The organism is Arthrobacter sp. CAL618 (assembly GCF_000468215.1).
In the GTDB taxonomy this organism is placed as follows: domain Bacteria; phylum Actinomycetota; class Actinomycetes; order Actinomycetales; family Micrococcaceae; genus Arthrobacter_D.
The window spans coordinates 19,342-26,156 of the sequence record NZ_ASZW01000033.1; the positions used below are offsets into that span (position 1 = coordinate 19,342).

The window sequence follows — 6,815 nt, forward strand, 5'->3', positions numbered from 1 at the left end:
CCGGCTCGTAGACGAGCGCGTAGTTCTGGATTTTCGAATTCGCGCCAACCTGGACACCGGTTCCGATATACGCGCCCCGGCCCACGATGCAGTTCTCCCCCAGGACCGCGTCCTCACGTACCTGCGCCAGGTGCCACACCTTGGTGCCCTCACCCAGGGTGGCCTGGGCGGACACATCAGCGCCGTCAGCTATGAAACTCATCGAGTCCTTCTTCCGTTATGAAGCGCGTGTCGCAAAGGATCAGGCCTTGCCGATGACCCGGTACAGCACACCGTCCCAGTGCTCAGCCGAACTCACCCGACGCCCATCAATGAATGCCTTCACCCCAGGAAGATCAGCCGGGCCCAACGACGCATACGACTTGTGGTTGGCTTGCACCACGGCGGCATCGATCGGCTCACCCAGGTGGTACGCCTCGAAACCCAGACGCTGAAGTTCCTCATCCGTGTACATCGGATCATGCACCAACGCGGTAGCTCCACGGGCCTTGAGCGCATCAACGGCAGCGAACACCCCGGAAAACGCTGTCTCCTTCACTTCACCGCGGTACGCGGCGCCAAGCACCACCACCCGTGCACCCTGAAGGTCGCCATACGCGCCTTCCAGAAGCCCAATCGTGTAATCCGGCATACCAGCATTAGCCTCACGCGCGGCACGGACCACCGTCGCGTCAGGGTCATTCCACAGATACAACCGCGGATACACCGGAATGCAGTGACCGCCCACCGCGATACCTGGCTGATGGATGTGGCTATACGGCTGCGAGTTCGACGCATCGATCACCTGATAAATATCAATCCCGGTCGTCGCCGCGAACCGGGCAAACTGATTGGCCAACCCGATATTCACATCCCGGTACGTGGTCTCAGCCAGCTTCGACAGCTCCGACGCTTCAGCGGAACCCAAATCCCAGACGCCATTCCCCCGAGGCAGATCGGGACGGTCATCAAAGTCAAGGACAGCCTCATAAAACTCAACAGCCGTCGCCGCGCCGGCCGGGGACAACCCACCCACCAGCTTCGGGTACTTCCTCAAATCCTCGAACACCCGACCGGTCAGCACCCGCTCTGGGGAGAACACCAAATGGAAATCCACGCCCTCGACCAAACCTGAACCAGCCTCAAGCATCGGCTTCCACCGCGTCCGGGTCGTACCCACCGGAAGAGTCGTCTCAAACGACACCAACGTGCCAGGCGTCAAATGCTTCGCCAGCTCAGTCGTCGCCGCATCCATCCAACCGAAATCAGGCTTCGCATCCTCATCAACGAACAACGGGACCACCAACACCACAGCATCAGCACCAGGCACCGCATCCGCGTAATCAGTGGTAGCCCGCAACTTCCCCGCCGGAACCAGCTCCGAAAGCTTCTCCTGCAAATGGGCTTCGCCCGGGAACGGCTCAACCGCCTGGTTCACCAACCCAACTACCTGAGCGTTCACATCCACGCCGACCACCTCGTGGCCCTTGGACGCGAACTGCACGGCGAGCGGAAGCCCGATTTTCCCAAGCGCAATAACAGCAATCTTCACGAAACAATGACCTTCTCTAGTGGCAGGNAGGTAAAGAACATGTCCAGCCGGACCCAGTAGTCAAGCCTATAGGCACACAGGGAAAAACGCCTGATCTGCGTTTGTCCACTTTTCGCCTCGTCAGGCCGCCCGGCCTGCCCTGGGCCGATAGCGTCGGTGACAGAAATCGTTGGATTCCGCCGAAGGTCCGGGCCTATGCTGCTTCACCTCACACTGGTTTGGGCGCCCTGCCCTTCGGCGCCGCCACAGGGCAGGACGATTGAGCTGGTCGTTGACACCTCGCTGATTAGGTCGGCCCTGGCGCTCCGAGATGCTCTGTTCGCTGGTTACAACACTGGTGCGTGCACCGTCGCGGGTCAGCCGCTGGAGGGTCTGAGTCTCGGCGTGGCACCCCTGGTGACTGGGGCGGTGGTCGTGGCAGGCGGCACGGCTCCCTGCCCGGACCGGCCCCGGGGCGGAACATTACCGCCACACCTGGTCTTTGTCGTCTGTTCCGGGCCGGATGCTGGCCAGCTGGTAGGGCTAACCCGCGGTACGTACTCGGTCGGACGCTCGGGAACTGACATTGTCCTTGACGATCCTGAAGTGTCGCGGGTCCACGCGCTGCTGACCGTCGAACGGAATCGTGTCCTGCTGCGGGACGTCTCCTCAGGCAATGGGACCTGGGTTGATGATTCGCTGGTAAGTGAAGCTACTGTCTCGGTCACATCCAGGATCAGACTAGGGGGTAGCCGTTGCCGTCTCTCACTGGTAGATCAGCCCCCGCCGGGCGAGCCGGTTCCCCATCTTTCAGAGCCCCTCGAGGTAGCGCGCCCGAGCTCTGTCACCGCAAACCCGGCGATGGTGGCTGCCGCCCTCGTTCCGCTCGCTCTGGGAATCGGTCTGGCGCTGACCACCGGGATGTGGCTTTTTCTGGGCTTCAGCGTGTTATCAGCCGGGTTCGGCTTGGCTCCGCTGGTGGCGCGCCGCCGTGGACGCCGTGGTTTCGCTGCCGCCCTCGCCCGGGCAGCCGAGGAGGACCGAGATCGACGACGGGCCGTGTGCGACGTCGGCCGGCTGGCCTTACAGGCCGTCGCATCAACCTGTGCCGATCAGGCAGTACGCCGCGGAATGGACGGAATCCCGGTTTTCGTCAGGATTGGGGAGGGAACCCAGCACGCGAACCTGGTGGTCAAGCCGACAGGCGGATTTTGGGCTCCTCCGCTTTTGACTGATGTTCCGTTGGTTATTGAACTAGCTTCGAATGGAACAGTATTTCCTGTGCCGGAGATCAGCATTTCGGGGTCCGGACTCCACCTGCTGGGACTGGCTCGATCTCTGCTGCTTCAGCTAAGCCATTCGCCCGGTGCCGCGATCTGTGTTGGAACCGACGTTGAACTGCCGGTGGACGCACGCTTTCTCCCTGGGATTGTGCTGGCTGATACGGACACGGCGCTCGCCGAACTTTCCCGGGCCGAATTCCCGGTACCGGTGTTGTTGTTCGGATCGAGCGCCCTCTGGAATCCGCCGAGGGGACGGTTGGCTGCGATTTTCAGGTTTGGGGTCGGCCCTGGGGAGGAGTTACCCCCGGGGCCGGACGGGTCTGGGATGCGCATTGATCTNCAAGCCGATCTGCTGGCCGAAGGATATCCGAGCAGTTTCCGCCCGGACCTGGTGGGTAACCGGTCGTTCGGCAGGCTTGCCCGCGCGCGGGCGATCCGGGGGTTCGCTGATTGTCCTGCGGCAGTGGCTGGTATCAGCCAAGAGTTCCCAATCCCGTTTGGCCGGACCAGCCTCGCCCTTCTCGTACCGACCGCACCTGAGCAGGTGATCCGCACCTGGGCCAGGCCCGGGCCGGGCCTCGCCGCACCGATTGGCCCCAGCGCTGCGGGCGCACTGATCTTTGACCTGGTCTCGGACGGACCACACTTGCTCATTGCGGGGACTACTGGGTCGGGAAAATCAGAGCTCCTCAGATCCCTGGTTCTTTCCATTGCGCTCCACCACAGTCCCAGTGACGTGAACTTTCTCTTCATTGACTTCAAGGGTGGTGCCGCGCTGCGGATACTCTCCGACCTGCCGCATGCCGTGGGCCTGCTGACCGATCTGTCGGCGGCCGCAGTGGCGCGGGCCCTCAAGTCCTTGCTGGCAGAGATCAGGCGACGGGAGCAACTCTTCGCACGGTATCTCGTCGGTGATATCCGCGAGTGGCCGGACACCGACAGACCAGTGCTCCCCCGCCTGGTTCTGGTCATCGATGAGTTTCGAATGCTCGTGGAAGATGTTCCCGGTGCGATGGGGGATTTGATGCGCGTTGCCACCCTCGGGCGGTCGCTGGGCATTCACCTGATCATGGCAACCCAACGCCCTCAAGGTGCCCTGTCGCCGGATATCAGGGCCAACGTGACCGCCACCATGGCGCTCCGGGTCGGATCAGCGCTTGAGTCTCACGATCTCATCGGATCCACGGCGGCAGCCACCATCCCAGTGGATGCACCCGGACGAGCCCTTCTAAAAGTGGGATCCGGGAACCCGATCGAATTTCAGACTGCATCAACAGGAGCGCCCGGAAACGAGGGTGCGACCGGCGCTGGAGTTGTCGCCCTGGCCAGCTACCTCCGGCAGCCAGAGGCCGCAAGCCCCACCCCGGTGCAGGGCCAGCGGACGGTGATTCCCACACCCATAGCTCCCGAGCTGGCCACACGGCTGGTGACTGTGCTGGCTGCTGCCACGGCCATGAAACCGGGCGCTCCGCTGCACTATCCGGTCCTGCCAGAGCTACCCGCAATAGTGCCACCACTTCCCGACCCGTCCAGCCCCCGGGGCACCGTCCCGTTGGGGTTGCTCGATCTACCGGAGCAGCAGTCCCAACGTCAACTCCTGTGGTCCCCTGTTGAGCAATCACATCTCGCACTGGTCGGCTGCCCGCCTGGCGGGACCACCGATGCCCTGGTACACCTCGTGGATCAGCTGGTGCACCGGGTACCGGATCATCACCTGTATCTTCTGGACGGCGATGGGAGCCTCGGGTGGGCGGCCCCGGCGCCCCAGGTAGGCGCGTATGTCGGCCCGCAGGAGCTCAAGCGAGCTGCACGCGTTCTGAAGCTGATATCCGAGCAGGTCATCACCCGGCTTTCGCGTTCCCCCGGATCCGACGACGGCGCTCCCCCCAACCCTGGGCTGGTTGTGGTGATTTCCGGGTGGGGCCGCTGGGCGGGAGCGCTCCGAAACAGTCGGTGGGCTTGGGCCGAAGGACTTCTGCAGGACATTGCCCGGGACGGTCTCGCTGCTGGCACCACCCTGGTTGCTGCCGGCGGACGTGAGCTGACAAACTCCCAGTTTTTTACTCAAATTCCCAATCGATTGTATTTTCCTCTGGGCGCGGGCCGAGAAACGATTCTGACGTGGCCAGCCCATTCGCCAACGGAAGATCTACCCGGGCGCTGCCTGGCTCAGGGGCCGATCGGGACCACAGCGGGCGCCCTGGGACAGGTGGCCCTCAGACGAATAACCGGACCCACCGTCAACCCTGCCACCGGGCCACAGCCGACGACGCAGCCCTTCCGGGTGCTGCCCATTCCCTCGGTAGTCCGCGCGTCCGGCGACCTGTTCAGGGCCCCGGTTGGGGGTCCGCTGCGCATACCAATCGGCGTCGGCGGCGACGAGCTGCGAGTGGTTTACCTTGAGCCGACGAGGGGTTCGGTGTTCCTTGTCCTGGGCAGCGCAGGTTCGGGGCGCACCACCCTCCTCCAGCGCATCGCGGCGTCGGTACCCACCGGCACGGTATGTCTGGGCCCGGGCTCGCAGGCCGAGCCGGACTCCTTCTGGAGGGACCTGGCCCTGGCCCACCGTGCCGGTGATGAGCCACCCGATGCTCTTCTCCTGATTGATGACGCCGATCGGCTCGCACCCGAGACGCACCGCCATCTCGCTGTGCTGGTCGCGGCGGGCTATCGGCTCATTCTTACGGCCCTGAACAGCCCTGCGGTCACCAGAATCCCGTTGGCAGCCCAGGCACGATCGACACGGGCGGGAATGGTCCTTTCCCCCCGTCAACCATCTGATGGAGATTTTTTCGGCGTACGACTGGACTGTGATGATTGCCCCACCCCGGGGCGTGGGTTTCAGCTGGGCCACGGTGACCCACTTGAGGTCCAGGTTGCGCTCCCCCCTGGTTAAAGGACCTTGGGGCTGTCTGCCGTACGCGTGGTGTGGGCGACAACTGGTTTGGTGAACAGGAGCAGCACGACGGCCGCCGCCGGTAGCAACAGGGCCACACCCACAATCACGACGCCGGCTGACAGCGTGGGTATGGCGATCACGATCATGAAGAGTTGGAACACCAGCGCAGCGGATCTAGTCCAGCGGTACCCGCGGAGGAGGTTGTAGCTGACCGCAAGTAGCCAGATCGCGAGCACCACGAGGAATACCATGGTGAAGACTGCCCCGCCGAGCGAGGTGGGTGTGCTGGTGAGGAGCCCGTACAGGTACCACCCAGCGGCGGCGAGCAGTCCGAGCGCCTCCACCAACAGAATCGCAGCAATAACTTTAGCTCCGGCCGGACGAGCACCGGCGGGAAGAGGTTCGGGTGTTGCCTCGCCAGTTGCGCCCGCCATCAGCGTGTCACCCGAGGGAAAGTCGTTCGTTTTAGCTGCAATTTCCGCATAAACGTATCCATATCATCTAGTCAATCGCCATGACGATTTCTGCACCCTAATTCTTTGGTCCAGCCGTCGAGGCTTGTGGTTTCTCAAGCCTAGTCATGATGATCCTGCCGAGCATCCGAGGTCTTGACACGGAGGCGGCCACCCGACATAGTCGAATTAAAGCGACGCATTGATTTCCGTGCCAGCTGCTAATGGCTGTGATGTATAACTCACCACATTGCACAATTTACCGCTTGTTTCCTCTTGTTTGCTTCGATTTAACGTGACAGCCTTGAGGAAGAAGCAACCGGGGGCCGTACTGGCCCCTTTACTATGTGGCCATTCGTGAATGTTTTCACAAACACGGATCGCCGAAGGAGAAAGTGATCGTACATGGATTGGCGTAGCCGCGCTGCATGTCTGGACAAGGACCCGGAGCTGTTCTTCCCGGTCGGAAATACTGGGCCTGCCCTTCTTCAGATCGAAGAAGCCAAAAGCGTTTGCCGTCGTTGTCAGGTGGTTGACACCTGCCTTCAGTGGGCTATCGAATCGGGACAGGATGCCGGTGTTTGGGGTGGACTGAGTGAAGATGAGCGCCGCGCTCTCAAACGTCGCGCCGCCCGGGCTCGTCGCGCGTCCTAACTGCCGTCGGGGCCACG

The 6,815-nt window shown here is 62.6% G+C and carries 4 protein-coding genes and 1 pseudogene (1 of these 5 running past the window's edge); 2 read left to right on the top strand and 3 right to left on the bottom strand.

Going from position 1 to position 6,815, the window contains the following annotated elements; genetic code table 11:
* Window positions 1-202, bottom strand: a pseudogene (locus K728_RS18155) (acyltransferase); it reaches 417 nt to the left of the window's first position.
* Window positions 203-241: 39 nt separating this feature from the next.
* Window positions 242-1,531, bottom strand: a complete 1,290-nt coding sequence (locus K728_RS0101905) for a nucleotide sugar dehydrogenase (RefSeq protein WP_024475678.1) — start codon at window positions 1,529-1,531, stop codon at window positions 242-244.
* Between the two features lie 195 nt (window positions 1,532-1,726).
* Between K728_RS0101905 and K728_RS0101910 the strand changes: the two genes are divergently transcribed.
* Window positions 1,727-5,689 (top strand): FtsK/SpoIIIE domain-containing protein, encoded by a 3,963-nt coding sequence (locus K728_RS0101910; protein WP_024475679.1) that lies wholly within the window; start codon window positions 1,727-1,729, stop codon window positions 5,687-5,689.
* On the opposite strand, the gene K728_RS0101915 is transcribed toward K728_RS0101910, so the two are convergent.
* A complete protein-coding gene (locus K728_RS0101915) occupies window positions 5,686-6,126 on the bottom strand; it encodes a membrane protein (RefSeq protein WP_024475680.1) in 441 nt (146 codons plus the stop codon). The two genes, K728_RS0101910 and K728_RS0101915, sit on opposite strands and share 4 nt — an antisense overlap.
* Window positions 6,127-6,549: 423 nt before the next feature.
* On the opposite strand from K728_RS0101915, the gene K728_RS20365 reads away from it, so the two are divergent.
* Window positions 6,550-6,798 (top strand): WhiB family transcriptional regulator, encoded by a 249-nt coding sequence (locus K728_RS20365; protein WP_019483052.1) that lies wholly within the window; start codon window positions 6,550-6,552, stop codon window positions 6,796-6,798.
* The last annotated feature ends 17 nt before the right edge of the window (window positions 6,799-6,815 follow it).